Source organism: Streptomyces sp. NTD107, from assembly GCF_059510435.1.
The window spans coordinates 565353-590646 of record NZ_JCAJZV010000001.1; the positions used below are offsets into that span (position 1 = coordinate 565353).

Here is a 25294-nt window from a genome sequence, read left to right on the forward strand (position 1 = left end):
CGCGCGAGCCGGTCCCACCCCTACTCTCACCTCACAGCGCCGACAGTTCGGCCTCCAGGTCGTCCAGACCCAGCGAGCCCTGCGACAGCGCCGCCATGTGCCACTTCTTCGCGTCGAAGGCGTCACCGTGCGCCGCCCGCGCCGCCTCGCGGCCCCGCAGCCAGGCCCGTTCGCCCAGCTTGTAACCGATGGCCTGACCCGGCATGCCCAGGTACCGCACCAGCTCGCTCTCCACGAAGTCCGCCGGCCGGCCGCTGTGCTGCCCGAAGAACTCCTGGGCCAGCTCCGGCGTCCACCGCTCGCCCGGGTGGAACGGCGAGTCCGCCGGGATCTCCAGCTCCAGGTGCATGCCGATGTCGATGATCACCCGCACCGCGCGCATCATCTGACAGTCCAGATAGCCCAGCCGGCGCTCCGCGCTGCTCAGGAACCCCAGCTCGTCCATCAGCCGCTCGGCGTACAGCGCCCAGCCCTCGGCGTTGGCCGAGACCATGCCCACGGTGGTCTGGTAGCGCGAGAGCTGGTCCGCGACGTGCGCCCACTGCGCCAGCTGGAGGTGGTGGCCCGGCACCCCCTCGTGGTACCAGGTGGAGACCAGGTCGTAGACCGGGAACCGGGTCTCGCCCATCGTCGGCAGCCAGGTGCGTCCCGGCCGGGAGAAGTCCAGCGAGGGGCTGGTGTAGTACGGTGCCGCCGCGCTGCCGGGCGGGGCGATCATCGACTCCACCCGCTTGACCCGGTCGGCCAGCTCGAAGTGGGTGCCGTCCAGCGCCTCGATGGCCTCGTCCATGAGTTCCTGGAGCCAGACCCGGATCTCCTCGACGCCCTCGACGGCCTCGCCCTCGGTGTCCAGGTGGCGCAGCGTCTCCCAGGGGGTGGCGCCGGGCAGGATCTTGGCCGCCTCGGCCTTCATCTCGGTGTGCAGCCGGTGGAATTCGGACCAGCCGTACGCGTACGCCTCGTCCAGATCCAGATCGGTGCCGTTCCAGTAGCGCACCCAGCGGGCGTAGCGCTCGCGGCCCACCGTCTGCGGAGCGCCCGCCACGGCGGGGGAGTAGGTGTCGGCCAGCCACTCGCGCAGTTCCGTGATCGCCCCGGTGGCGGCCCGCGCGCCCTCGGTCAGCTCCGCGCGCAGCGCCTGGGGACCGTCCGCCACGAACCGCGCGAACCAGCTCTTCTCCGCGCCGTCCGCGGCCCACTCCTCCAACTGCCCGATGACGGTGGTCACCTGCCGGGGCCCGGCGAGCAGCCCGCGGTCGAGGCCGGCGGCCAGCGCGGCCCGGTAGCTCGCCAGCGAGGCCGGTACGGCGTGCAGCCGGCCGGCCACATCCGCCCAGTCGGCCTCGGTGTCGGTCGGCATGAGGGTGAAGACGCTGCGCACATCGTGCACGGGCGAGAACAGGTTGCTGATCTGCCGCAGGTACTCGTCGGCCTCGTGCACGGCGAGTTCGGCGGTGAGCCGCTCGCGCAGCAGCCGGGCGCAGCGCCGCTCGGCGTCGCTGTCCGCTCCGGGGCGGGTCTCCGCCTGGGTCAGCTCCCGCAGGGTGTGCCGGATGAGTTCGGCCCGGGCCCGCAGGCCCTCGGGGGAGTAGTCGGGCAGCAGCCGGGCGCTCTCGGCGACCCCCAGGAAGGTGCCGGTGATGGGGTCGAGTTCGACGAGCGCGTCAACGTAGGAGTCGGCGATGGCTCGGGGCAGCACGGGGCTGGTGGTCTCTTCGGACATGCGCCCCATCCTCGTACGTGACCCCCCGATTCGTCACTACTGATTTGCCCGGTCGTTACTGTCGTGGCCGGTCAGCGGTCTCACGGGCCCCCGGCCAGGGCTGTTCAGGAGACGGGGGCCGGGCCCAGCGGGGCGGGCAGCGGGCGGGCGGCCAGCGGGGCGGAGAGCACCACCGTGCCGCCGTCCTCGTGCCGGCTGACCGTCAGTCCGGCCGCGCGCAGCATGGCCGAGGTGGCGTGTTCGGCGGTGCCGCCCGGGGCGGTCACGGCGTAGATCTCGGTGTAACCGGCGTCGCCCGCCAGGGTGAGCAGCCGGCGCAGCAGGGCGGTGCCCACCCCGCGCCGCTGCCGGGCGTCCGGCACCAGCAGGGCCAGTTCGACCTCGTCCCCCTCGCCGTCCCACAGCAGATGCCCCAGGCCGGCCAGCGCTCCGTCCCGGTCGCGGGCGGCGACCCCGTGCCCGTACCGGGGGCTGAGCAGGTGCGGCAGCAGCCGGTCGGCCTCCGCGGTGTCCGCCACGCCCTGGTAGCGCTCGCGCAGGGTGCGCGGCGAGCAGCGGGCGTGCAGTTCCCGGGCGGCGGCCAGGTCGCCGGGCCCCACCGGGTCCACCGAGCGGACGATGGTGCGCTGAAGCGAGGAGTCAGCCATGGGAGCACTGTCCCGTGCTGGTGTTGCCCGGCCACGAACGTCCTGTGACCGCGGGGTTAAGGATGCTTCGGTGGTAAATGCGGCCTTCGCTCGGCCGGGCCCCCATGCCATGGTCCGAGCGTAACCCGGTGCGCGGGCAATGCCGTCCTGCGGGGATGGGATGCTGGCCGGCGTGGACGATGACGGGCTGGAGATCTTCGAGGAACACCGGGCTCTGCTGTTCGGCGTCGCCTACCGCATGCTGGGCGCCGTGGCGGACGCCGAGGACATCGTGCAGGAGACCTGGCTGCGCTGGTCCGGCGCGCGGCGCGGCACCGTGGAGCATCCCCGGGCCTATCTGATACGGATCACCACCCGGCTGTCGATGGAGCGGCTGCACCGGCTGCGCGAGGCACGCGAGACCTATCCGGGCAACTGGCTGCCCGAGCCGCTGCCCACCGCGTACGCGTCCGTCCCGGCCGGCGCGCCCGGGGCGGCCGAGGCGGTGGACGCGGCGGGGCCCGCGCTGCGCGCCGAGTCCGTGTCACTGGCGGTGCTGGTGGTGCTGGAATCGCTCAGCCCGCTGGAGCGCGCGGTGTTCGTGCTGCGCGAGGCGTTCGGGTTTCCGTACCAGGAGATCGCCGAGGCGCTGGGGCGGGGTGAGGCGGCGGTACGGCAGCTGGGCGGCCGGGCGCGGCGGCATGTCGCGGAGCGGCGGCCCCGGTTCGAGGTGGATCCGGTGCAGCGCCGGGATCTGACCGAGCGGTTCCTGGCGGCAGCCACCCGGGGTGATCTGGACGGGTTGCTGGCGCTGCTGGCCACCGATGTCCAGGTGGTGGGCGACGGTGGCGGCCGGGGCAAGGCTCCGCTGCGGGTGATCACCGACGCGGAGAAGGCCGGAAGGTTCTTCACGGGGATCGGCGGCCGGCGGCCGGTCGCGTTCGGGGTCGGCTTCGTGGAGCTGAACGGCGGCCCGGCGATGCTGGTGACCAGCCAGGGGGTGCCCCACTCGGTGTTCCAGCTGGAGGTGGCGGACGGCCTGGTGAGCCGGGTCTATCTGATCGCCAACCCGGACAAGCTGCGGCATCTGGCGGTGCCGGCCGGCGGCTGACCCGCGGTCAGCCGCCGGCCGGCACGACGAAGATCCGAACGAGAGGACACCCTCTAGAGCCCGCCGGAGACCCGGAGCACCGCGCCGGTGGTGTACGAGGCGTCGTCGGACAGCAGCCAGGCGACGGCCCCGGCCACCTCCTCCGGTTGGCCGGGGCGCCGCATCGGCACCCGGTCCGGGTTGCGCCAGGGCCGCTGCGGATCGCCCATCGCGGCGTGCATGCCGGTGACGATCATGCCGGGCTGTACGGAGTTGACGCGTACGCCGTCCGGCGCCAGTTCCTTGGCCAGGCCCACCGCCAGGGTGTCCACGGCGGCCTTGGTCGCCGCGTAGTGCACATACTCGCCCGGGCTGCCGAGGGTGGCCGCGCCCGAGGAGATGGTGACGATCGCGCCACCGGTGCCGCCGTACCGGGTGGACATCTCGCGGGCCGCGCGCCGGGCGCACAGCAGGGTGCCCATCACATTGACGTCCACCACCCTTCGCATCAGCCCGGGGTCCGTCTCGGTGAAGCGGCCCAGCGGACCGGTGATCCCGGCGTTGCACACCGCGCCGGTGACCGGGCCGAGGGTTTCCACGGCGGTGTCGAAGAGACGGTCGACCTGTCCGGCGTCGGTGGTGTCCACCTGGACGGTGACGGCCCGGACGCCCGCCTCCCGTACCCGGGCCGCGGTCTCCCCGGCCGCTTCGCCGTCGCGCTCATAGCCGATGGCCAGGTGATGTCCGGCGCGGGCGAGCCGGACCGCGACGGCGGCGCCGATGCCCCTGCTGCCTCCCGTGACCACGGTGACGTGCTGTTTCATGCCACGACTGTATCCAGGTACCTCGGTACCGTTGCGGAGGGATTGGTCTTGACCAACCCGGCCCGCCGCCCTAGTGTCCGCCATATACGCAACAACCTTGCATAATCACGGGGTTCGGGGAGGCCACCATGGCAACGATGGAACAAACACGGGAGCAGGAACCGAAGTACTGGCATCTGCGCACCCTGCTGTCCAAGGCGCTGGACACCGAGTTCTCGGTCGGCGAGATCCTCCCCAACGAGCGTGAGCTGGCCGCCCGCTTCGGCGTCGCCAGGGCCACCCTGCGCCAGGCCCTGGAACAACTGGAGCTCGAAGGCCGTCTCCAGCGCCGCCGCGGGGTCGGCACCACCGTCGCCCCGCCGCGCCTCGGCGTGGACCTCAGCCCCTCCCAGCACTCGTGGCCCGGCTGGGCCGGCGACCCCTGGACGGCCACCGCCGCCGCGCCCGCGCCGGCACCGCCCGCCGTGGCCCGGCTGCTGGACATCCGGGCGGCCGAACCCGTCGAGATCATCCACCGTGTCCTGACCACCCACGGCCAGCCGGTGGCCACCGAGCAGTTGTACGTACCGCTCGCCGCCGAACCCGCGGACGCCGCCAAGGGACCCGAGCGCGCCCGGCAGTTGCTGCGCCGGCTCCAGGAGACCGACCCCATCGGCCAGGACCGCACCGTCGAACTCGGCGCGGCCGGGGCGGAGGCCGCCCGCCGGCTGGAACGGCTGCCGGGTTCCCCCGTCCTGCTGGTCACCACCCGCTACTTCGCGGCCGGCCGCACCGCCGCGGCCTCCGTCGCCACCTACCGGGCCGACACCTGCCGGCTCACCTTCGCCAACCAGCCGGCCCTGTCCACCTTCAGCAGCTGACCCCGGGCGCGGAGCCCGGAACACCGTCCCCCGCCGGGTGGATCGCGAACATCTCCGACTCCGCCCGGTCCAGTGCCATCCGCAGTGCCCCCGAGGCGATCGCGTCCGCGCCCAGTACCGACACCGCGACCCTCGGGGGACGCAGACAGTACCGGGTCAGCTCGCGCGCCAGCGGCTCCACCACCCCGTCGAGCCCCGACGCCCAGCCGCCGACCACCACCAGCTCCGGGTCCAGCGCCAGCACCAGCGCCGTCACATCGTGGGTCAGCCGCTCCACATACCGCTCCACCGCCGCCCCCGCCAGCGGCTCACCGGACCGGGCCCGCTCCAGCACCCGCCCCACCGCGGCCTCGTCAAGCGCCGCCAGCGGCCGGCCGTCCGTCGACAGCAGCCGCTCCGGCGTCGCCCCCCGGCCCAGCAGATGCAGCGCCCCGATCTCCCCGGCCGCCCCGCCGTACCCCCGGTGCACCCGCCCGCCGATCAGCGACCCCGCGCCCGGCGACAGGCCCGCCAGCACCATCACCACATCGTCACAGCCCACCGCCGCGCCCAGCCAGCGCTCACCCACCGCCGCCACGTTCGCGTCGTTCTCCACCGCCACCGGCGCCCCCAGCGCCGCGCCGAGCCGCTCGCCCAGCGGCAGCCCCGTCCACCCCGGCAGCGCCGTGCACAGCCGCACCGAACCGTCCGCCGCCATGATTCCCGGCGAGCCCACCCCGACCGCCCGCACCGACTCCCGCGCCACCCCGGCGGCCAGCAGCGCCGCCTCCGCCGTCCCCTCCACCAGCGCCAGCCGCTCGGCGGCCGACGCCTCCGCCGACACCGCACGCACCGCGGAGCCCACCCGCCGCCCCGACAGATCGGCCACCAGCACCGCCACCCGCAGCGCGCCGATCTCCACCCCCAGCAGATGACCGGCCTCGGCCCGGAACCGGAACCGGCGGGCCGGACGCCCCACCCGGGGCGCCCGTACCTCGTCGTCGGCCGCCGCGTACCCCGCGCCCAGCAGCGACTCCACCACCTGCTCCACGGTGGGCCGGGACAGCCCGGTGACCGCCGCCAGCTCGGCAAGCGACGGACTGCGCCCCGAATCCCCGGCCGACCGCAGCGCCCGCAGCACCACCGCGGAATTGATCCTGCGCAGCAGGGACGGATCCCCGCCCTCCCACGAGGTCAGAGAATCGCCCCCGGCGTGTACGCGGCAGCCTTCGGATACCGCTTCGCCACATCCTCCACGGCCGCCACCACGGCGGCCACCTGCTCGCCCGCCGCGCCCGTGAACGACAGCCGGTCCGCCATCAGCGCCGCCAGCTCGGCCGCCCCCAGCGGGATACGGTCGTCCGCCGCCAGCCGCTCCAGCAGCTCATTGCGCTCGCCGCCCTCCCGCAGCCGCAGCGCGGACGCCACCGCGTGCTCCTTGATCACCTCGTGCGCCGTCTCCCGGCCCACCCCGGCCCGTACCGCCGCCATGAGCACCTTGGTGGTCGCCAGGAACGGCAGGAAACGGTCCAGCTCCCGGGCCACCACCGGCTCGAACACCCCGAACTCGTCCAGCACCGTCAGGAACGTCTCCACCAGCCCGTCGAACGCGAAGAACGCGTCCGGCAGCGCCACCCGCCGCACCACCGAGCACGAGACATCGCCCTCGTTCCACTGATCGCCCGCCAGCTCGCCCACCATCGAGGCATGGCCGCGCAGAATCACCGCGAGCCCGTTCACCCGCTCGCACGAACGGGTGTTCATCTTGTGCGGCATCGCCGAGGACCCCACCTGCCCCGGCTGGAAGCCCTCGGTCACCAGCTCCTGCCCGGCCATCAGCCGGATCGTCTTCGCCAGCGAGGACGGCGCCGCCGCCAGCTGCACCAGCGCCGAGACCACCTCGTAGTCCAGCGACCGCGGATACACCTGCCCCACCGAGGTCAGCGCCCGCGCGAAGCCCAGATGCCCGGCGATCCGCGCCTCCAGATCCGCCAGGGCGGCCGGGTCGCCGCCCAGCAGGTCCAGCATGTCCTGCGAGGTGCCCACCGGGCCCTTGATGCCACGAAGCGGATAGCGCGCCAGCAGCTCCTCCACCCGGCCGAAGGCCACCAGCAGCTCGTCCGCGCCGGTCGCGAACCGCTTGCCCAGCGTGGTCGCCTGCGCCGCCACATTGTGCGAGCGCCCCGCCATCACCAGCCCCGCGTACTCGCCCGACAGCCGGCCCAGCCGGGCCAGCAGCGCCACCGTACGGTCCCGCACCAGCTCCAGCGACAGCCGGATCTGCAACTGCTCGACGTTCTCCGTCAGATCCCGCGAGGTCATCCCCTTGTGGATCTGCTCGTGCCCGGCCAGCGCGTTGAACTCCTCGATCCGCGCCTTCACATCGTGCCGGGTCACCCGCTCGCGCTCGGCGATGGACGCCAGATCCACCCGCTCCAGCACCCGCTCGTAGTCGGCGAGCGCCCCGTCCGGGACGGCCACCCCCAGATCCCGCTGGGCGCGCAGCACCGCCAGCCACAGCCGGCGCTCCAGCACCACCTTGTACTCGGGGGACCACAGCCGGGCCAGCTCCGCCGAGGCATAGCGGCCGGCCAGGACATTCGGAATGCGGGGCTTGTCTGTCACGGCACCGGATTCTACGGCGGGCTGAGCTCGGGTCGCTTCGGTGCCCGCCCGTCGCCCGAGGACCGGCCGGTCAGCCGCCGCCCGATCCAGGGCAGCAGATGCTCGCGCGCGAACCGGACATCCGCCCCGACCCGCTGGGCCAGCCGTACCGGGGACGGCGGCGGCAGCGGGGCGTCCCAGTCGAACTCCGGCGCCCCGCCGAGCCGCTGCCACACCGCCTCGGCCACCCGGCGGTGGCCCTCCGTGGTCAGATGCAGCCGGTCGTCCGCCCACAGCCGCGGATCGCCCAGCGCGGAGGAGGCGTACAGATCGACCACCACCGCCCCCTCGTGCCGGGCCGCGAGCGCGTCGATGTGGGCGTACAGCTCCTCCATCCGCGCCCGGTAGCGCTCCAGCACCGGACCGGTGCGCCCCGGCGAGCGCATGAGTACCAGCGTCCGGCACGACGGCGCGAGCCGCTTCACCGCCTCCTCCAGCAGCCCGCACACCCGGGGCAGATCGCAGCGCGGGCGCAGCACGTCGTTGAGGCCGCCGACCAGCGTGATGAGATCCGCGCCCATCGCGGCGGCGGCCGGCACCTGATCGCCGGTGATCTGCCCGATCAGCTTGCCGCGCACCGCCAGATTGGCGTACCGGAAGCCGGGCCGCCGCTGCGCCAGCCGGCCGGCCAGTAGGTCGGCCCAGCCCCGGTACGAGCCGTCCGGCAGCGCGTCGGACATCCCCTCGGTGAACGAGTCCCCCAGCGCGACAAAGCTGCGGATCGGTTCCATTTCCCTCGCCTTCACGCCGGCGATGCTATCGAGGCGCCGCCGACGGGAAAGGACCCCCCGGGGTACCCACCAGCTCGCGCAGCACATCCTCCATCGTCACCACCCCGGTGGGCCGCCCGTCCGGGCCCATCACCGCCGCCAGATGCGTCGCCCCGCCGCGCATCGCGGTCAGCACCTCGTCCAGCGGCGTACCGGCCCCGACCCGCGCGATCGGCCGCAGCGCCGACACCGCGAACGGCAGCCGCGGGCGGGCCGCGTTCAGGGCGTCCTTCACATGCAGATAGCCCAGCACCGCGCCCCGCTCGTCCAGCACCGGGAACCGCGAGAAGCCGGTGCGCGCCGACAGCGCCTCCAGGTCGTGCGGGCTGATCCCCACCCGAGCCGTCACCACCGCGCCGCGTGGCCGCATCACCTCGCCCACCGGCCGCCGCGCCAGCCGCAGCGCGTCCCGCAGCCGCCCGGTGGCCCGCTCGTCCAGCAGCCCGGCCGCCCCCGAGTCGGAGACGATCCGGTCCAGCTGCTCGTCGGAGAAGACCGCCACCACCTCGTCCCGGGGCGTGACCTTCAGCAGCCGCAGCAGCGCGCTCGCCAGCGCGTTGATCCCCCGCACCAGGAGCGACAGCGCCCGGGACAGGGCCAGCAGCGGCGGGCCGAGCAGCAGCGCGCAGCGCAGCGGGGTGGCCAGCGCGATGTTCTTGGGCACCATCTCGCCCAGCAGCATGTGCAGATACGTGGCCACGGTCAGCGCCACCACGAACGCGATCGGGTGGATCGCGCCCTGCGGCACCCCGACGCCGTGCAGCAGGGGCTCCAGCAGATGGGCCATGGCCGGCTCGGCGACGATGCCCAGCACCAGCGTGGTCAAGGTGATGCCCAGCTGGGCGGTGGCCATCAGCAGCGACAGATGCCGCAGCGCCTCCAGCACCCGGCGGGCGCGGGCGTCGCCCTGCTCGGCGAGCGGGTCGATCTGGCTGCGGCGCACCGAGATCAGCGAGAACTCCCCGAACACGAAGAACGCGTTGAGGAGGATCATCAGCAGCCCGGTCAGCAGTTGCAGCGCGGTCACCGCAGCTCCTCGGGGGACGGTACGGGGGCGGTGAGCCTGACCCGTACGACGCGGTGGTGGTCGGTGCGCAGCGCCGCCAGCTCCCAGCCGGCGCTGTCCACCCGGTCGCCGGCCGCCGGAATCCGGCCCAGCTCGGTGGCGATGAAGCCGGCCAGTGTCTCGTACGGGCCCTCGGGCAGCTGGAGGCCGATGACCTGGAGCTGATCGCGGCGCACCGCGCCGTCCGCCTCGTAGACACCGGGGCCCAGTGGCAGCAGATCGGGTGCCTGGCGCGGGTCGTGCTCGTCGCGGACGCTGCCGACGATCTCCTCGATGATGTCCTCGAAGGTGAGCACCCCGGCGGTGCCTCCGTACTCGTCGATGACCACCGCCATGGGGCGCTCGTCCGACAGTTCCTCCAGCAGCCGGTCGGCGGGGAAGGTGTCGGGCACCAGCAGCGGCTCGCGCATGAGTTCGCGCACCGGGGTGTCGGCCCAGCGCTCGTCCGGGACCGCGAGGACGTCCTTGAGCCGGACGATGCCGCGCACCGTGTCCAGGCCGCCCTCGCACACCGGGAAGCGGGACAGGCCGGTGGTGCGGATGGCGTCGGCGACGTCCTGGAGGGTGGCGTCGCTCTCCAGGGCGGCGACCCGCACCCGGGGGGTCATGATGGACTGCGCGGTCAGCGCGGACAACTGGATGGAGCGGACGAACAGCTCGGCGGTGTCGGCGGCCAGCGTGCCCTCCTCGGCCGAGTGCCGGGCCATGGCCACCAGTTCCTGCGGGGAGCGGGCCGACGCCAGCTCCTCGGTGGGCTCCAGGCCCAGCCGCAGCAGCACGCGGTTGGCGGTGTTGTTGAGATGCCGGATGAAGGGCCGGAAGGCGGAGGAGAAGCCGCGCTGGAGCGGGGCCACCCGGCGTGCGACGGCCAGCGGGGAGGAGATCGCCCAGTTCTTGGGCACCAGTTCGCCGATCACCATGAGGACCACGGTGGACAGGGCGGTGCCCAGCACGAGGGCGAGGGTGCCCGCCCCGCCGCTGGGCAGCCCGGCCGCGCGCAGCGGGCCGGCCAGCAGCGCGGCGGTGGAGGACTCGGCGAGCATGCCGATCACCAGGCTGGTGAGGGTGATGCCGAGCTGCGCGCCGGAGAGCTGGAAGGTCAGCGACCGCACCGCCGCGAGCGCCCCGGGGGCACCCGGCAGCCCGCGCTCGGCGGCGTCCTCCAGCACCGAACGCTCCACGGTGGTCAGGGAGAACTCGGCGGCCACGAACACCCCGCAGGCCACGGTGAGCAGCAGGGCGACGCCCAGCAGCAGAACCTCGATCACGGCACCACCACCGTCCTGACGGAAGGGGACATAACGCCCCACTGTACGAGCCGGGGGGCCGGTGCGCCGGGAGGCGAGGGGCGCTCGGTGTCAGCCGTGGGCGGCCGGGCCGAATTCCGCCAGCGCGTCGGCCACGATGGTCTCCAGATGGTCGGAGTGGGCGCCGCGCCAGTAGACCCGGGCGCACTGGGCGCAGCGGGCGAAGACGTCGTACGTGCGCCGGGTGCCGCCGTCCAGGTCCGCCGCCACCTCGTCCTTGCCCACGCTCTCCAGCGCGCCGTTGCACGCCGTGCACCGGGTCCACGGGGCCAGCCGCGGGGCGAACCGGCCCAGTACGTCGCGCAGCTGGTCATCGGGCCGGTCGCTGTAGACGAAGGCGCCCGCCCACAGCTCCCGGCGGCGCAGCAGGCCCCGGTCGCGGGAGAGCAGCACCCGGCGCTCGGCGGCGGACCGGGCGGCCAGCGCCGGGTCGCCGATGTCCTCGCTCTCGTACGCGGCGTCCACGCCCAGCAGTCGCAGCCGGCGCGCCAGGGTGCCCAGATGCACGTCCAGCACAAAGCGCAGCGGCGCGCCCGGCACCTGCTGCGGCCGGGTCACGGCGGCCACCTCCACGCGCTCGCCGCCCCGGGGGACGTAGGAGAACTCCACCGGCCGGCCATCGGCGAGCAGCGTGCCGATCTCGGTGAGCGGGGTGCCGCAGGACTCCACCAGATGGCCGAGCGTGGACACCTGGTCGGCGGTCGCCGACACCCCTTCCGCGCGCCGGCGCGCGGAGAGCAACGGGTGGAGTTCTGGGGCGAAATGGAGCCGGATCTCATCGGTACGCACCCGGCCAGCATCCCATTCGCCGGCCCCGGGTCACCGGAAATTAATTTTGCAGAGTCTGCACTTTTGCATACCCTGCAAGGTGTGCCGACCGAACCGCGACCCCCGGGGCTGCGCGACCGCAAGAAGCGGGCCACCCACCGCGCCCTCACCGAGGCGGCCGTCCGGCTCGCGGCCGAGCACGGCGCCGAGAACGTCACCGTCGAGGCGATCAGCGAAGCGGCCGGCGTCTCACCGCGTACCTTCTTCAACTACTTCGACCACCGCGACGAAGCTTTCGTCATGATCGACGCGGATGTCGCCGAGCGGGTACGGCGGGCGGTGCGCGACGCCCCGCCCGGGCGGCCCCTCCTGTGGGTCGTCGCGGACGCCTACGCCGCGGAACTGCCCGACCCGGGCACCGACCACGAACTGTGGGAGCTGCGGGTGGAAATGCTCCGCAGATCCCCACAACTGCTCGCGCGCACCCTGGGCGTGCACCAGGCCGACGAGCAGAAGCTGGCGGACAGCATCGCCGAACGGCTGGCCGCCGCCGGCACCACCGACCCCGGTGTCTACCCCCGGCTGCTGGCCGCCGTCGCCAACACCGCGGCGCGGGTCGCCATGGAGCACTGGAGCGCCGACCGTCGCCGCCGGCCCGTCCCGGACCTCTTCCGGGAGGTCTTCGGCCACCTCGCGGCCGGACTGCCCGCGCCGGTGCCCGGGCCGGCGCCCGGGCCCGCCGCGGCCCTGACCACCACCCCGGCCGGGTCCTGAGGACCCGGCCGCCACCCTCACCACCGCACAGCGAGAAGGACATCGTGACGCTCACGACCGAGGCGCCCGAGGAGACTCCGGGCGCCATGACCAACCGCCAGATACTCCAGGCGATGTCCGGCCTGATGGCCGGCATGTTCGTCGCCATCCTGGCCGGCACGGTGGTGGCCAACGCCCTGCCCCGCATCATCACCGACCTCCAGGCCAGCCAGTCCGCCTACACCTGGGTCATCACCTCCGAACTGCTGGCGATGACCGCCACCGTCCCGTTGTGGGGCAAGCTCTCCGACCTCTACAACAAGAAGCTGCTGCTCCAGCTCTCCCTGGCGCTGTTCCTGGTGGGCTCCCTGCTGGCCGGCTTCTCCCAGGGCGTGGGCCTGCTGATCTTCAGCCGGGTCGTCCAGGGCATCGGCGCCGGCGGGCTCACCGCCCTCGTCCAGATCGTGATGGCCGCCGTGATCCCGCCCCGCCGGCTGGGCAAGTACGCCGGCATCTTCGGCGCCGTCTTCGCGGTCGGCACCGTCGCCGGACCGCTCATCGGCGGCGTCCTGGTGGACACCTCCTGGCTCGGCTGGCGCTGGTGCTTCTTCATCGGCGTGCCGTTCGCCCTGGCCGCCATCATCATCCTCCAGCGCACCCTGACCCTGCCCACCGTGCGGCGCGAGATCAAGATCGACTACCTGGGTGCCGGCCTGATCGTCGCCGGGGTGTGCGCCCTGCTGATCTGGACCACCATGGCCGGCAACCAGTTCGACTGGGCCTCCTGGCAGACCGCCGCCCTCACCGGTGGCGGAGTGGTCCTGCTCGGCCTCGCCGTCCTGGTGGAATCCCGGGTGCCCGAACCGGTCATCCCGCTGACGATCTTCCGCAACCGTACGGTCACCCTGACCACCGTCGCCAGCCTGTTCGTCGGGGTCGCCATGTTCGGCGGCACGGTCTTCCTGTCGCAGTACTTCCAGATCGCCCAGGGCAAGTCCCCGACCGTGGCCGGCCTGATGGGCCTGCCGATGATCATGGGCCTGCTGGTGTCCTCCACCCTCGCCGGCCAGGTCATCAGCGCCACCGGGCGCTGGAAGATCTACCTGGTGGCCGGCGGCATCGCCATGACCGCCGGGCTCGGAATGCTCGCCACCATCGACGCCGACACCGGATTCGGCCTGCTCAGCCTCTACATGGCGCTGCTCGGCATCGGCGTCGGCCTGCTGATGCAGAATCTGGTGCTGGCCGCCCAGAACGACGTACCCGCCGCCGACCTGGGCACCGCCACCTCGGTGCTGTCCTTCTTCCGCAGCATGGGCGGCACCATCGGCACCTCCGTACTGGGCGCGGTGCTCGCCAACGGGGTCACCGCCCGGCTCGGCGGCTTCGACGCCGGCGGCGGCGACGCCCACTCGGTGCCCGACATCTCCCAGCTGCCCGACGAGGCCCGCGAGGTCGTGCAGAACGCCTACGGCTCGGCCACCGGCGAACTGTTCCTGATCGCCACCCCGTTCGCGGTACTGGCGCTGATCACCGTGGTCTTCATCAAGGAGAAGGCGCTGAAGACCACCAACGCCACCCAGCGGCTCGCCGAGGAGGCCCGTCAGGAGGAGCAGGCCGCCACGGCCGGCTGACCCCACCCGCCCGCCCCAGTACGACCGCGCCCGCCCCGCACCCGCACCCCGGGGGCGGGCGCGGTCGCGCTCGGGACAGGGGGCCCAACCGGGTGTGACGGATCGTCGGTTCTGTGCATCATGGGACCCCGGTCCCTCTAGCGATGGTGAGTTGACCCCGATGGGTGAGTACAGCAAGGACGTACGGGAGACGGCGGCGGCCCCGGAGATCGACACCTCGGTGCCGCACTCGGCCCGGATCTGGAACTACTGGCTGGGCGGCAAGGATCACTACGAGGTCGACCGGATCGCCGGCGACCAGTACGCCGAGACCTTCCCCGAGATCTTCGACATCGCCCGGGTCAGCCGCTACTTCCTGCACCGCACCGTGCGCCATCTGGCGGGCGAGGCCGGCATCCGGCAGTTCCTGGACGTGGGCACCGGCCTGCCCACCGAGGACAACACCCACGAGATCGCCCAGCGCGTCGCCCCCGACGCCCGCGTCGTGTACGTGGACAACGATCCGCTGGTGCTGGTGCACGCCCAGGCCCTGCTGACCTCGACCCCGCAGGGCCGCACCGACTACATAGACGCCGATCTGCACGACCCCGCCCGGATCCTGCGGCTCGCGGCCCGCACCCTCGACCTCGGCCGGCCCGTCGGGCTGATCCTCTCCGATGTGATGGGCCATGTCCCCGACGACGCCCAGGCCCTGTCCATCGTGCGCGAGCTGGTGGGCGGGCTGCCGCCGGGCAGCTATCTGATGCTGTCGCACGGCGCCGCCACCACCCGGGAGATCGTGGAGGCGCAGGACGACTACAACGACAGCGGGGCCGTCCCGTACCGGCTGCGCGACCACCAGCAGATCAGCCGGTTCTTCGACGGACTGGAGCTGGTGGAGCCGGGCGTGGTGCCCATGCCCGAGTGGCGGCGCGACGTCGGCGACCTGAGCGATCCGGTGCCCGGCGCCGGGATCGGCGCACTCGCCCGCGTCCCCGGCTGACCTGCGGCGGTGCCGGCCGGAAGCAGCCGGGTAAGCGGTTTCTGCCGATCTTCTTGACGGCCCCGCCGACCCCGGCATAGCTTCCGGCTGCACCGCGAACGGGCCCGCCCGGACGCGGTGGTCACCGGCGCCCACCGAAGGGTCACAACGACGTGATAGCCCGCAGGACGTTTCTGGCCGGCACCGCCACCGCCGCCTCCGTCGCCACCACCGGCCAGGCCGCCGCCCGGGAACCCGGCCAGGACGCCGCCCCCGGCGCCACGGGCCCGGCCGTGGACCACGACTTCCTCGCTCTCCTCACCACCGCCGCCGACGACCGCGCGGCACAGATCCTGGCCGGCTACCCCGGCCACATCACCGAACTGCGCGACCGCGGCCGGGCCCGTACCGCCGCCCGCTCGGTACGCACCCTGGTCTCCGTCCAGGTGCACCCCGCCTCGGCGCACCACCACGACCCCGCCCTGCTGGAACCCCTGCGCGAACTGACCACCGCGCTGGAGGAGGAGCAGCACGAGGACGGCCTGTACGACCAGGGCGCGGTGCACTCACCGCCCGACACCGCGTTCTCCATCGTCGATCTGAACACCGCCTACGCGCTGCTCACCGCCGACGCGCACGGCCCGGCCGAGGAGATCCGGCGGCGGATCGCCCGCGTCCTGCGCAAGTCCGGGCCGGGTCTTGCCACCGGCGGCGTGCACACCGCCAACCACCGCTGGCTGGTGTGCGCGGCGCTGGCCAGGGTGCACCACTGGTGGCCCGACCCCGCCTACCGGCGCCGCATCGACGACTGGCTCGCGGAGGGCATCGACCAGTTCCCCGGCGGCGAGTACAGCGAGCGCAGCGCCACCTACGCGGCCGTCGTCACCAACCCCGCGCTGCTGACCCTCGCCCAGACCTACGGCCGCACCGACCTGTACGCCAACGTCCGGCGCAATCTCGCCGCGACCGTGCCGCTGATCGAGCCCAACGGCGAGATCGAGACCGTCTACTCGCGGCGCCAGGACCAGACCGCGCTGCGCTATCTGCCGGAGTTCTGGCTCCAGTTCCGGGAGCTGGCGATCCGCGACCGGGACGGCACCTTCGCGGCGGTGGCCGCCACCCTCGCCGAACGCGGCACCGGGCAGACCTTCGGCGAGATCCCGCTGGGCGACCGGCTCGGCGAGGTGCTCGACCGCCCCCTGCTGGCCCGCCCGCTGCCGCCCGCCACCCCGGAGCCGGCCGAGTTCGTCCATCACGACACCGACTGCCGGCTGGTCCGGGTGCGGCGCGGCACGCACACCGCGACGCTGTTCGGCGGCACCGACCTGCCGGAGAAGAAGGCCATCGCCTCGGGGCTCTCCTCCAACCCCACCTTCTTCAAGATGCGCCGCGGCGCCGCCATCCTGGACTCGGTTCGGCTGTCACCCCAGTTCTTCTCACTCGGCCACTTCCGCGCCGAGAACCTGGAGCCGTACCAGGGCGGCTGGCGGCTCACCGCCGAGGTCGCGGCCGGCTTCCACCAGCCGCTGCCCCGCCGGCACCGGCGCCGCGACGGACTGTACGAGCTGAGCAACGACGGCCGGTTCTGGTCCGCGATGGACTTCGAGCACCGGGAGAAGGAATACCGCACCCTGCGCACCGAGGTACGGGCGAAGGAGACCGGGAACGGCGGCTGGCAACTGTCCTTCGACGTCGGGCCCTCCGAGGTGCCGCTCGCCCTGGAGCTGTGCTTCCGGCCGGGCGGCCAACTGGCGGGCGAGGGGCTCGAACCGGTGCCCGACTCCCCGGACACCTGGCAACTGGTGAGCGGCGAGGGCTCGTACACCGTGGGCGAGGACCGGATCGTCTTCGGTCCCGGCAACGGCAAGGGCGGCAAGCAGCCCCCGTACGTCGACCCGGGCGAGCGCTACACCTGGATGAGCGGCCGGCTCACCCCGGACGGCGTCCGGGTGCTGATCACCGGCCGCTCCCCGCTGACGTACCGGCTGACGCTGCGCTGACCGCGGCCCGCCCCCGTACCACGGGCGCCGGGTGGCGGTCCCGCTCCCGGCGCACGGTCCGGCCGTACAGCCGCAGGATCTGGGTCACCCCCAGCGCCATGAAGCCCAGCACCACCGAGAACGCGATCCGGTAGCTGTCGCCGGTGGCGTCCAGCAGCAGGCCCACCCCGAGCAGCGCCAGCATCGAGGCGGTGAAACCGCCGATGTTGACGATCCCGGAGGCGGTGCCGTGCCGCTGCGGCGGGTTGCCCAGCCGGGCGAAGTCGAAGCCGACCGCCGAGGCCGGCACACAGCCGCCGAGCACCACGCACAGCAGCACCAGCAGCCAGCCGGGCGCCCGGTCGCCCGGCCAGCTGATCGCCGCCGTCCAGACCACCGCGACGGCGGCCGTCACCGACAGCACCACCGGCAGCCGGGCGGCCCGCCACCGGGTCAGCAGCCAGCCGAAGGGCAGCCCGAGCACCAGGCTGGTGAGCACCACCAGGGTGAGCAGTTCACCGGCCGCCAGCCGCTCGTACCCCTGCGCCTGGACCAGGAACGGCAGCCCCCACAGCATCAGGAACACCATCGCCGGGCACTGGGTGGTGAAGTGCGTCCACATGCCGAGCCGGGTGCCGGGCTCGCGCCAGGCGGCGCCGATCTGGCGGCGGACGGCGCCCCGGCCGGCGGCCGGCGGCGGCTCGGGCTCCTGGCCGCGCGGCCGGTCCCGCAGGAAGAGCACCAGCGGGACGAGGACGATCAGCCCGCCCACGGCGCTGCCGGCGAAGGCGGTGACCCAGCCGGAGTGCTCCAGGACCCGGGAGAACACCAGGGTGGTGGTGAGATTGCCGGTCATTCCGGCCAGGCCGGTGAGCTGGGCCATCATCGGCGCGCGGCGGGCCGGGAACCAGCGGTTGCCCAGCCGCAGCACCGCCAGGAAGGTCATCGCGTCGCCGCACCCCAGCAGGGCGCGGGCGGCCAGCGCCGTGCCGTAGGAGGGGGCGAGGGCGAAGCCGAGCTGGCCGGCCACGAGGAGGGCCAGGCCCAGGATCAGCACCCGCCGGCTGCCGAGCCGGTCCACCATGACGCCGACGGGTATCTGCATCGCCGCGTAGACGAGCAGTTGCAGGATGGAGAAGACGGACAGCGCGGAGGCGCCCACCTCGAACCGGTCGGCGGCGTCCAGGCCGGCCACCCCGAGGGAGGTGCGGAAGACCACGGCGGTGAAGTAGACGCCGACCGCGATCAGCCACACGGTGACGGCGCGCCGGCCGCCGGGCGGATCGACGGGGCCGCTCACCGGATCTCCCCCCGGGCCAGCTCGGACACCCGGCTCACGTGCCGGACGGTCACGGTCAGCGCCGCCTCGGCGTCGCCGGCCCGCAGCGCGTCGAGGATCTCCTGGTGTTCGGCCAGCGCCAGGGCGATCCGGTCGGGACGGGAGCGGGCCACGGCCACGCCCATCCGCAGCTGCCGGTCGCGCAGTTGGTCGTACAGCCGGGAGAGGATGGCGTTGCCGCCGCTGCGGACGATCTCGGCGTGGAAGGCGCGGTCGGTGGCCGCCATGTCGGCCAGCGCGCCGGCGGCGGCCTGGGCGCGGTGCAGCTCCAGCAGTCCGGCCAGCCGGTCGGTCAGCCCGGGCGGGGCGGGGACCGCCTTGCGCACCGCGTGGGTCTCCACCAGCAGCCGGGTCTCCACCACGTCGGCGATCTCCTGGGCGGAGACGGGCAGCACCATGGCGCCCTTCTTCGGGTAGAGCCGCAGCAGCCCTTCGCTCTCCAGGCGCAGCAGCGCCTCGCGCACCGGGGTGCGGGAGACGCCGGCCGCTTCGGCCAGCTCGCCCTCGGTGAGCAGCGTGCCGCCCTCGTAACGGCGGTCGAGGACGGCACGCTTGATGTGGTCGTAGACGTGGTCGGCGGCGGGGGGACGCTTGGGGGCGGCGGCGGACTGCGGCATGCGCACAGCATAGATACAACAGGGATGCGCCGTGGCGCCGGTCCGGCATCCGGGCAGCGGGACGGTACGGGAGCGGCCGGTGAGCCACCGGCCGTTGACATGATCGAGTCGCACGAACCAGGCTGATCCCCATCGGAGTCGCGGCAACCGGCCGCTCCCGTACCGTCCCCGCAACAGGAGCAGACGTGGCAGGAGCCGCAGCCGCGACCACCGGACCGCTGACCGCCCGGCTCCCCCTGCTGCACCCCGGCGCGGGCCCGGAGCCGGCCGCCGCGCTGCGCGACGCGCCCCGCCGCGTCCCGGTGCCGCCGGTCACCGACCGCGCCGTCTGGGACGCCGTCGACCCCGCCACCCGCACTGGACTGCTGCGCCGCGCCGCCGCCGAACTCGCCCGCCCCGCCCCGGTACTGCGCGCCTCCGACTGGGCCAGGACCTTCCGCGACGGCGTCCGCACCGCATACGAGGACCAGGCCCGCGCCCTGCGGGTGCGCACCACCGTGTTCGCCCTCGCCGCCGTGCTCACCGGCGAGAGCGCCCCCGCCACCGCGCCCGCGGGCGACACCCCGCACCTGGACGCCGCCATCGACGGGCTGATCGCCCTGTGCGAGGCCACCACCTGGTGCTGGGCCCCGCACGACGGCCACACCGCCGCACGCGGCGAGGTGCTGGCCGACCCGGACCAGCCCTATGTGGACCTCGGCGCCGCCGAGGTCACCACCCTGCTCGCCTGGGCCGACCACGCCCTGGGACCGCACCTGGACCGGCGGGCGCCCGGCCTGCGCCGCCGGCTGCGCCGCGAGACCGACCGGCGGGTCCTCACCCCCTTCACCACCCGCCGCGACTGGCCCTGGATCGGCATCGACCGCCCCGCCGACAACTGGAACCCCTGGATCCACGGCGCCGTTACCGCCGCCGCGCTGCTGCTCACCGACGACCCGGACCGTACCGCCGCGCTGCTCCGGCTCACCACCGCCGGGCTGGACCGCTTCGTGGCCACGCTCCCCGACGACGGCGGTATCGACGAGGGCGTCGCCTACTGGTGGCACGGCGCGGGCCGGCTGCTGGAGACCCTTGATCTGCTGGCGGCCGTCGGCGGACCGGGACTCGACGCCCGCGACCTGCCCGTACTGCGCCAACTCGCACGCTTCCCGCACCGGATGCATCTGGGCGGGGACTGGTACGTCAACGCCGGGGACGCCGCCGCCCGGCTGCCCGACAGCCTGCCCTGGCAACTGCTGCACCGCTGGGGCGGCGCGCTGCGCGACCACGCCGTGCGCGACCACGCGGCGGCCCGGGGCCGCGCCGCCGCCCTCGCCGCCTACCCCGAGGCCGGCCTGGGCAGCGCCCTGACCGCACTGGCCGACCCCGGCTGGCGCGCGGCGCGCGGTGGGCCGGCGCCGGGCGGCGACCGCTGGCTGACGCCGGGGGAGTGGCTGCCCCGCACCCAGGTGCTGCTGGCCAGGGAACGGCCTGGCTCCACCGGCGGCCTCACCGTCGCCGCCAAGGCCGGGCACAACGCCGAACGCCACAACCACCTGGACGTCGGCAGCTACTGGATCGCCCTCGACGGCGCCCCGCTGATCATCGACCTCGGCCAGCCCACGTACACCGCCGACAGCTTCGGACCGCGCCGCTACGACGCCTGGCCGCTGAGCAGTGACTGGCACAACCTCCCCGCGCCGGGCGGCGGCACCGGCCAACGGCCCGGCGCGGAGCGGGCAGCCCGCCGGGTGCGGGCCGAACTGCCCCCCGGCGGTGCCGAGTTCCACGCCGACCTGGCCGGTACGTACCCGGCGGGTGCGGTCGACGAGCTCACCCGGGCCATCCGGCTGGTACGGACCGGGCCGCCGCACATCACCGTCACCGACCGCTGGTCACCGGCCGCCCGGCCGGTGCTGCTGCGGCACATCGTGGCGGGCGAGGTCACCCTGGGCCGCGGCGAGGCGATCGTGCGGGGCGGGGAGGGCCGCGCCCTGCGGATCAGCTGGGACCCGCGCGACGCGGACGCCGCGCTGGAGCGCCGCGAGCTGACCGACCCCCTGCTGCGCGCCTCCTGGGGCGACCACCTGACCCGGCTCACCCTGACGGTGAGCCGGGCCACCGAAGCGACCGTCCGCTTCGACCGCGCCCCCTGACCGGGGCCGGGTCCGGAGGCCCCCGGTCGAACGCCGTGCGAGGCGCACTCAGTCCCGGGCGTCCAGGACCTCGCCGATGGTGTCCAGGGCTCGGGTGAGTTCGTCCTCCTCGATGGTCAGGGGCGGTGCGACGCGGATGGTGGAGCCGTGGGTGTCCTTCACCAGCAGGCCACGGGCCATCAGACGTTCGCTCAGTTCGCGCCCGGTGCCGATCGCCGGGTCGATGTCGATGCCCGCCCACAGGCCCCGGCTGCGGAACCGCAGCACCCCGTGGCCCGTCAGCCGCTCCAGGCCGGCCGCCAGCACCTTGCCGAGCCGCGCCGCCCGGTCCTGGTACTCCCCGGTGGCCAGCAGCCCGATGACCGCCGTGCCGATGGCCGCCGACAGCGGATTGCCGCCGAAGGTGGAGCCGTGTTCGCCCGGCCGCAGCACGTCCATCACCGCCCGGGTGCCGACCACGGCCGAGACCGGTACCAGGCCGCCGCCCAGTGCCTTGCCGAGCAGCAGCAGATCGGGCCGTACCGCCTCGTGGTCCAGCGCCAGGGTGCGGCCGGTGCGCCCGAGGCCGGACTGGATCTCGTCGGCGATGAACAGCACCCCGGCCCGCCGGGTCGCCTCGCGCACCCCGCGCAGATAACCGTCGTCCGGGATGATGACGCCCGCCTCGCCCTGGATGGGCTCGATCAGCACGGCCGCCGTGGTCTCGTCGAGCGCCGCCTCCAGCGCCGGCAGATCGTTGTACGGCACCACGGTGAACCCCGGCGTGTAGGGCCCGAAGCCCTCGCGTGCCACCGGGTCGCTGGAGAAGCCGACGACCGTGGTGGTGCGGCCGTGGAAGTTGTTGGCGGCCACCACGATCCGCGCCCGGTCGCGTGGCACGCCCTTGACCTCGTACGCCCACTTGCGGGCGATCTTGATGGCGCTCTCCACCGCCTCGGCGCCGGTGTTCATCGGCAGGGTGACATCGAGCCCGGTCAGCTCGGCGAGACCGGCGGCGAAGCCGGCCAGCCGGTCGTTGTGGAAGGCACGGGAGGTGAGGGTGAGGGTGTCCAGCTGACGGTGGGCCGCCGCGACCAGCTCGGGGTGCCGGTGCCCGAAGTTCAGCGCCGAGTAGCCGGCCAGCAGATCGAGATAGCGGTGCCCCTGGGTGTCCTCCACCCAGGCGCCCTCACCCCGGGCGATGACCACCGGCAGCGGCCGGTAGTTGCGGGCCACCAGTCGGTCCTCGGCGGCGATGACGGCGGCCGGGTCGGCGGCGGCGTCGGTGGTGTTCGCGGTGCTCTGGGCAGTGGTCATCAGAGTCGGATCTCCTGTGTGCAGCACTTGATTCCGCCGCCGGCCTTCAGCAGCTCGGAGGTGTCGACCGGCACGGGGACGTAGCCCCGGTCGGTCAGTTGGGCGATGAGATCGGTGGCCCCGGGGGCGATGAGCACATGCCGGCCGTCCGAGACCGAGTTGAGGCCGAAGGCCAGCGCGTCCTCGCGGCTCGCCAGCACCGCGTCGGGGTAGCGGCGGCGCAGCGCGGCCCGGCTGCCCGGGGAGAACGCCTCGGGGTAGTAGGCGATGGTGGTGTCGTCCAGCGCGAACAGCGCGGTGTCGAGGTGGTAGAACTGCGGGTCCACCAGCCGCAGTGAGATGGTGGCCCGGCCGAAGTACTCTTGTGCGGCGATATGCGCGGCGGCCGAGGTGCGGAATCCGTAACCGGCGAGAATATCGGCCCCGACCGGCACCAGATCCCCTTCGCCCTCGCACACCTCTTCGGGGCTGACGACAGGAAAGCCGTTCTCCTTGAACCAGCGATTGAATTCCGCCGCCTCCGGCTGCCGCTGCGCGGCGTGGAACCGCGAGCCGAGCACCTTGCCGTCCAGCACCAGGGCTCCATTGGCGGCGAACACCATGTCCGGCAGCCCGGGCACCGGTTCCACCAGCTCCACCGTGTGGCCCAGCTCCCGATAGGTGCGCACCAGCGTGTGCCACTGATCGAGAGCCCGATCCCTATCCACCCGGGAATCTTGTCGCATCCACGGATTAATGACGTACGCCAGCTCGAAATAGCGTGGCTCGCACAGCAGATATCGGCGTTCTCGGCCGACCGTGACAGGCGCCATCGAGGCACTTTTCCTTTCGCCGGAGAAGACAACTCCACGCTAAGGACAAAGACACCTTCCCGACAAGCGCCGGTCATTGCACGCCGCTTAAGAATGTTGCGTGTCAGCCCGGCTCGGCGGCGTTTTCCGCCGCGCCGCTCAGCAGTGGCCGCAGCGGCGCCCCCGAACCGCCGCCCGGCAACAGCTGGGTGAGCACGATCCGGCTGTCCGTCCGCCGCACGAACGGCTCGGCCCTGATCCGCTCCAGCACCCGCTCGAAGTGCTCGATGCCCCGGGCCCTGATGTGCAGCAGCGCGTCCGCGTCCCCGGTGACCGTCATCGCCGCCACGATCTCGGGGTGGTTGCGCGCCACCTCCGACATCCGGCTCGGCGGCGCGGCGCTGTCGCAGTACACCTCGACGAACGCCTCCATCCCCCAACCCATCACGTCCGCCCGGACGGTGGTGGTGAAGCCGGTGATCACCCCGGTGGCCCGCAGCCGGTCCACCCGCCGCTTGACGGCGGGCGCCGAAAGCCCCACCCGCCCGCCGATCTCCACGAAGCTCACCCGGGCATTGGAGGTCAGCAACGCCAGAATGGTGCGGTCCAGCTCATCGACGACCGGCGGCAGATGCGTCATGGGGGCGGCTCCGGTTCTCGTGATTCCTCACATCGGGGACAGTCGTTCACCGCTAATGATCACCGCTGCGGGGCTCCGTGCCCACCGCTCACCGCGACGTGTACCGCCCGGGCGTAGCGGCGCGCGATCAGCCGCTGCACCGCACGGCCCAGCGGCCCCGCCGCCCGCGCGTACCAGGAGGCCGGCCGGCTCAGCGCCCGCACGGTGAAGGTGACCACTCCGTCCGCCGCCAGCTCCACGACGAACGCCTCCTCGCCGCACACCGGATGCCCGGCCAGGGTGCCGTACCCGAATCCGATCCGGTCGGGCTCCCGCACCGTCCACACCACCTCGCACGGCGCGCGCAGCGGCCCCAGACCGACCGTCACCCGCACCCCCGGCGCGGCGAGCGGCGCCCGGGCCCGTACGGTCAGCCCGGCGCCCCGGTGCGCCCCGAAGCGCAGCACGCACTCCCCGGCGGCGGCGAACACGGCCGCCCCGTGTCCCAGCCGGACCCGCACCGCCGACTCCCGGAAACCCTCCGGCGCCGGCGGGTCGTCATCCCTGGTCATGCCGGGTGTGGGGCAACTGAGCGTCACCCGCCGAGTATACGAACGTGACCCGGCCACCGGCGACAGATCCATGACAGATCGGTGACAGAGCACGGCGCAAGACTTGGCGCGTTGTTCCCCGCGCGACTCCCACGGGGGGAGTCGTGATCCCGGAGAGGAAACGCCATGAAGAAGATGATCCGCTCCCTGGCCGACAAGGCCGCCGTGCGGCTGCTGCCCCAGACCGAGGCTTCGGCCGCCTGCGCCTACGAGAAGTGGTGCGACAAGTACTCCGGCTCCACCTGCGTCCGCTGGTGCTGGATCAACGGTGACTGTACGACCAAGTGTGGCTGATCGGTCACTGAGGCACCCGGTGGTCTCCGCGCCGTCCGCGCGGAGACCACCACCAACGGAAACGGAGAGGCGGCCGGATGACGGGGATCGCCCTGTTCGGGCAGCTGGCGCTCGCGGCGGTGTTCGCGCTGTCGGCCGCCCTCAAACTGCGGGACTTCCCGGCGTTCGCGACCCATGTACGGGCCACCCTCCCGCTGCCGGCCGCCCTGACCCGCCCGGCGGCGGCGGGCACCGTGGCCGCCGAACTCCTGGCGGCCCTCGCCCTGCTCGCGCCCCGGCCGCCCTGGCTGGGGCCGGCCCTGGCCATCGCGCTGCTCGGCGCCTTCACCGTCTATCTGTCGACACTGCTGCGGGCCGGACGAGGGGCGTCCTGCGGCTGCGCGGGCAGCACCGACCGGCCGGCCTCCGGCATCCATGTGCTGCGCAATGTCCTGCTGATGCTGCTGGCCGCCGTCACCTGGCTCGCCGCGGCCGGGGCGGCGGCCGACCCACAGGCGCTGACCTACGCCTTCGTCGCCGCCCCGGCGATCGCCGCCGGGGCCCTGCTGCTGTATCTCGACGAACTGGTCTCGCTCTTCCGCTGACCGG

General features: G+C 73.6%; 24 protein-coding genes. 9 read left to right on the forward strand and 15 right to left on the reverse strand.

The genetic code is table 11. From position 1 onward, the window contains the following. Positions 1-31: 31 nt before the first annotated feature. Positions 32-1723: a DUF885 domain-containing protein gene (locus AC5WRL_RS02490; protein WP_496086552.1), complete on the reverse strand. Its 1692-nt coding sequence runs from the start codon at positions 1721-1723 to the stop codon at positions 32-34. A 104-nt stretch (positions 1724-1827) separates the two neighbouring features. Continuing rightward, a complete protein-coding gene (locus AC5WRL_RS02495; RefSeq protein ID WP_496086553.1) occupies positions 1828-2370 on the reverse strand; it encodes a GNAT family N-acetyltransferase in 543 nt (180 codons plus the stop codon). A gap of 160 nt (positions 2371-2530) precedes the next feature. On the opposite strand from AC5WRL_RS02495, the gene sigJ reads away from it, so the two are divergent. Beyond that, on the forward strand, positions 2531-3460 hold the full coding sequence (gene sigJ / locus AC5WRL_RS02500) for an RNA polymerase sigma factor SigJ (protein WP_496086554.1): 930 nt from the start codon (positions 2531-2533) through the stop codon (positions 3458-3460). 53 nt (positions 3461-3513) lie between these two features. Here sigJ and AC5WRL_RS02505 read toward each other — a convergent pair whose 3' ends face one another. Continuing rightward, positions 3514-4263, reverse strand: a complete 750-nt coding sequence (locus AC5WRL_RS02505) for an SDR family oxidoreductase (protein WP_496086555.1) — start codon at positions 4261-4263, stop codon at positions 3514-3516. Positions 4264-4391: 128 nt separating this feature from the next. On the opposite strand from AC5WRL_RS02505, the gene AC5WRL_RS02510 reads away from it, so the two are divergent. Then, positions 4392-5123: a GntR family transcriptional regulator gene (locus AC5WRL_RS02510; RefSeq protein WP_496086556.1), complete on the forward strand. Its 732-nt coding sequence runs from the start codon at positions 4392-4394 to the stop codon at positions 5121-5123. Here the strand turns inward: AC5WRL_RS02510 and AC5WRL_RS02515 are convergent. The 6 genes from AC5WRL_RS02515 to AC5WRL_RS02540 form a co-directional block, all read right to left on the reverse strand. Then, positions 5113-6246, reverse strand: coding sequence for an ROK family protein (locus AC5WRL_RS02515; protein WP_496086557.1), 1134 nt, complete (start codon positions 6244-6246; stop codon positions 5113-5115). The two genes, AC5WRL_RS02510 and AC5WRL_RS02515, sit on opposite strands and share 11 nt — an antisense overlap. 50 nt (positions 6247-6296) lie before the next feature. Further along, a complete protein-coding gene (purB, locus tag AC5WRL_RS02520) occupies positions 6297-7727 on the reverse strand; it encodes an adenylosuccinate lyase (RefSeq protein WP_496086558.1) in 1431 nt (476 codons plus the stop codon). Positions 7728-7738: 11 nt separating this feature from the next. Next, positions 7739-8497, reverse strand: a complete 759-nt coding sequence (locus AC5WRL_RS02525) for an SGNH/GDSL hydrolase family protein (RefSeq protein ID WP_496086798.1) — start codon at positions 8495-8497, stop codon at positions 7739-7741. Positions 8498-8522: 25 nt separating this feature from the next. Further along, on the reverse strand, positions 8523-9563 hold the full coding sequence (locus tag AC5WRL_RS02530) for a hemolysin family protein (protein ID WP_496086559.1): 1041 nt from the start codon (positions 9561-9563) through the stop codon (positions 8523-8525). Continuing rightward, on the reverse strand, positions 9560-10870 hold the full coding sequence (locus AC5WRL_RS02535; protein ID WP_496086560.1) for a hemolysin family protein: 1311 nt from the start codon (positions 10868-10870) through the stop codon (positions 9560-9562). Before AC5WRL_RS02535 ends, AC5WRL_RS02530 begins: the two co-directional genes overlap by 4 nt. Positions 10871-10960: 90 nt before the next feature. Then, complete coding sequence (locus AC5WRL_RS02540; RefSeq protein ID WP_496086561.1) at positions 10961-11698, reverse strand: Mut7-C RNAse domain-containing protein; 738 nt, start codon at positions 11696-11698, stop codon at positions 10961-10963. 81 nt (positions 11699-11779) lie between these two features. Here AC5WRL_RS02540 and AC5WRL_RS02545 point away from each other — a divergent pair, with 81 nt between their 5' ends. The 4 genes from AC5WRL_RS02545 to AC5WRL_RS02560 all read left to right on the forward strand — a co-directional run bounded on the left by AC5WRL_RS02545 (position 11780) and on the right by AC5WRL_RS02560 (position 17025). Continuing rightward, positions 11780-12451: a TetR/AcrR family transcriptional regulator gene (locus AC5WRL_RS02545; RefSeq protein WP_496086562.1), complete on the forward strand. Its 672-nt coding sequence runs from the start codon at positions 11780-11782 to the stop codon at positions 12449-12451. A gap of 86 nt (positions 12452-12537) precedes the next feature. Continuing rightward, a complete protein-coding gene (locus AC5WRL_RS02550; protein ID WP_496086799.1) occupies positions 12538-14064 on the forward strand; it encodes an MDR family MFS transporter in 1527 nt (508 codons plus the stop codon). Between the two features lie 160 nt (positions 14065-14224). Continuing rightward, a complete protein-coding gene (locus AC5WRL_RS02555) occupies positions 14225-15046 on the forward strand; it encodes an SAM-dependent methyltransferase (RefSeq protein ID WP_496086563.1) in 822 nt (273 codons plus the stop codon). 152 nt (positions 15047-15198) lie between these two features. Then, positions 15199-17025 (forward strand): hypothetical protein, encoded by a 1827-nt coding sequence (locus AC5WRL_RS02560; RefSeq protein ID WP_496086564.1) that lies wholly within the window; start codon positions 15199-15201, stop codon positions 17023-17025. Here the strand turns inward: AC5WRL_RS02560 and AC5WRL_RS02565 are convergent. After that, complete coding sequence (locus AC5WRL_RS02565; RefSeq protein ID WP_496086565.1) at positions 16982-18304, reverse strand: MFS transporter; 1323 nt, start codon at positions 18302-18304, stop codon at positions 16982-16984. The two genes, AC5WRL_RS02560 and AC5WRL_RS02565, sit on opposite strands and share 44 nt — an antisense overlap. Next, complete coding sequence (locus tag AC5WRL_RS02570) at positions 18301-18960, reverse strand: GntR family transcriptional regulator (RefSeq protein ID WP_496086566.1); 660 nt, start codon at positions 18958-18960, stop codon at positions 18301-18303. The genes AC5WRL_RS02565 and AC5WRL_RS02570 overlap by 4 nt, the downstream gene beginning before the upstream one ends. Positions 18961-19145: 185 nt before the next feature. Between AC5WRL_RS02570 and AC5WRL_RS02575 the strand changes: the two genes are divergently transcribed. Further along, entirely contained in the window at positions 19146-21095 is a 1950-nt protein-coding gene (locus AC5WRL_RS02575) for a heparinase II/III domain-containing protein (protein ID WP_496086567.1), read from the forward strand. Between the two features lie 48 nt (positions 21096-21143). Here AC5WRL_RS02575 and rocD read toward each other — a convergent pair whose 3' ends face one another. From rocD to AC5WRL_RS02595, 4 genes are all read right to left on the reverse strand, one after another. Further along, positions 21144-22391, reverse strand: coding sequence for an ornithine--oxo-acid transaminase (gene rocD / locus AC5WRL_RS02580; protein WP_496086568.1), 1248 nt, complete (start codon positions 22389-22391; stop codon positions 21144-21146). Then, positions 22391-23203, reverse strand: a complete 813-nt coding sequence (gene ddaH, locus AC5WRL_RS02585) for a dimethylargininase (protein WP_496086569.1) — start codon at positions 23201-23203, stop codon at positions 22391-22393. Before ddaH ends, rocD begins: the two co-directional genes overlap by 1 nt. Positions 23204-23306: 103 nt before the next feature. Next, positions 23307-23822 (reverse strand): Lrp/AsnC family transcriptional regulator, encoded by a 516-nt coding sequence (locus AC5WRL_RS02590; RefSeq protein WP_496086570.1) that lies wholly within the window; start codon positions 23820-23822, stop codon positions 23307-23309. 59 nt (positions 23823-23881) lie between these two features. After that, positions 23882-24373, reverse strand: coding sequence for a DUF1990 domain-containing protein (locus AC5WRL_RS02595; protein ID WP_496086571.1), 492 nt, complete (start codon positions 24371-24373; stop codon positions 23882-23884). A 165-nt stretch (positions 24374-24538) separates the two neighbouring features. Here AC5WRL_RS02595 and AC5WRL_RS02600 point away from each other — a divergent pair, with 165 nt between their 5' ends. Both AC5WRL_RS02600 and AC5WRL_RS02605 read left to right on the forward strand, forming a co-directional pair. Next, complete coding sequence (locus tag AC5WRL_RS02600) at positions 24539-24706, forward strand: hypothetical protein (RefSeq protein ID WP_496086572.1); 168 nt, start codon at positions 24539-24541, stop codon at positions 24704-24706. Positions 24707-24783: 77 nt separating this feature from the next. Next, positions 24784-25290 (forward strand): MauE/DoxX family redox-associated membrane protein, encoded by a 507-nt coding sequence (locus tag AC5WRL_RS02605; protein ID WP_496086573.1) that lies wholly within the window; start codon positions 24784-24786, stop codon positions 25288-25290. Positions 25291-25294 lie beyond the last annotated feature (4 nt).

Coding starts and splice junctions, on each gene's coding strand:
- AC5WRL_RS02490 (WP_496086552.1), bottom strand. CDS start 1,723: ATGTCCGAAGAGACCACCAGCCCCGTGCTGCCCCGAGCCATCGCCGAC.
- AC5WRL_RS02495 (WP_496086553.1), bottom strand. CDS start 2,370: ATGGCTGACTCCTCGCTTCAGCGCACCATCGTCCGCTCGGTGGACCCG.
- sigJ (WP_496086554.1), top strand. CDS start 2,531: ATGCTGGCCGGCGTGGACGATGACGGGCTGGAGATCTTCGAGGAACAC.
- AC5WRL_RS02505 (WP_496086555.1), bottom strand. CDS start 4,263: ATGAAACAGCACGTCACCGTGGTCACGGGAGGCAGCAGGGGCATCGGC.
- AC5WRL_RS02510 (WP_496086556.1), top strand. CDS start 4,392: ATGGCAACGATGGAACAAACACGGGAGCAGGAACCGAAGTACTGGCAT.
- AC5WRL_RS02525 (WP_496086798.1), bottom strand. CDS start 8,497: ATGGAACCGATCCGCAGCTTTGTCGCGCTGGGGGACTCGTTCACCGAG.
- AC5WRL_RS02550 (WP_496086799.1), top strand. CDS start 12,538: ATGACCAACCGCCAGATACTCCAGGCGATGTCCGGCCTGATGGCCGGC.
- AC5WRL_RS02555 (WP_496086563.1), top strand. CDS start 14,225: ATGGGTGAGTACAGCAAGGACGTACGGGAGACGGCGGCGGCCCCGGAG.
- AC5WRL_RS02570 (WP_496086566.1), bottom strand. CDS start 18,960: ATGCCGCAGTCCGCCGCCGCCCCCAAGCGTCCCCCCGCCGCCGACCAC.
- rocD (WP_496086568.1), bottom strand. CDS start 22,391: ATGACCACTGCCCAGAGCACCGCGAACACCACCGACGCCGCCGCCGAC.
- ddaH (WP_496086569.1), bottom strand. CDS start 23,203: ATGGCGCCTGTCACGGTCGGCCGAGAACGCCGATATCTGCTGTGCGAG.
- AC5WRL_RS02590 (WP_496086570.1), bottom strand. CDS start 23,822: ATGACGCATCTGCCGCCGGTCGTCGATGAGCTGGACCGCACCATTCTG.
- AC5WRL_RS02595 (WP_496086571.1), bottom strand. CDS start 24,373: ATGACCAGGGATGACGACCCGCCGGCGCCGGAGGGTTTCCGGGAGTCG.
- AC5WRL_RS02600 (WP_496086572.1), top strand. CDS start 24,539: ATGAAGAAGATGATCCGCTCCCTGGCCGACAAGGCCGCCGTGCGGCTG.
- AC5WRL_RS02605 (WP_496086573.1), top strand. CDS start 24,784: ATGACGGGGATCGCCCTGTTCGGGCAGCTGGCGCTCGCGGCGGTGTTC.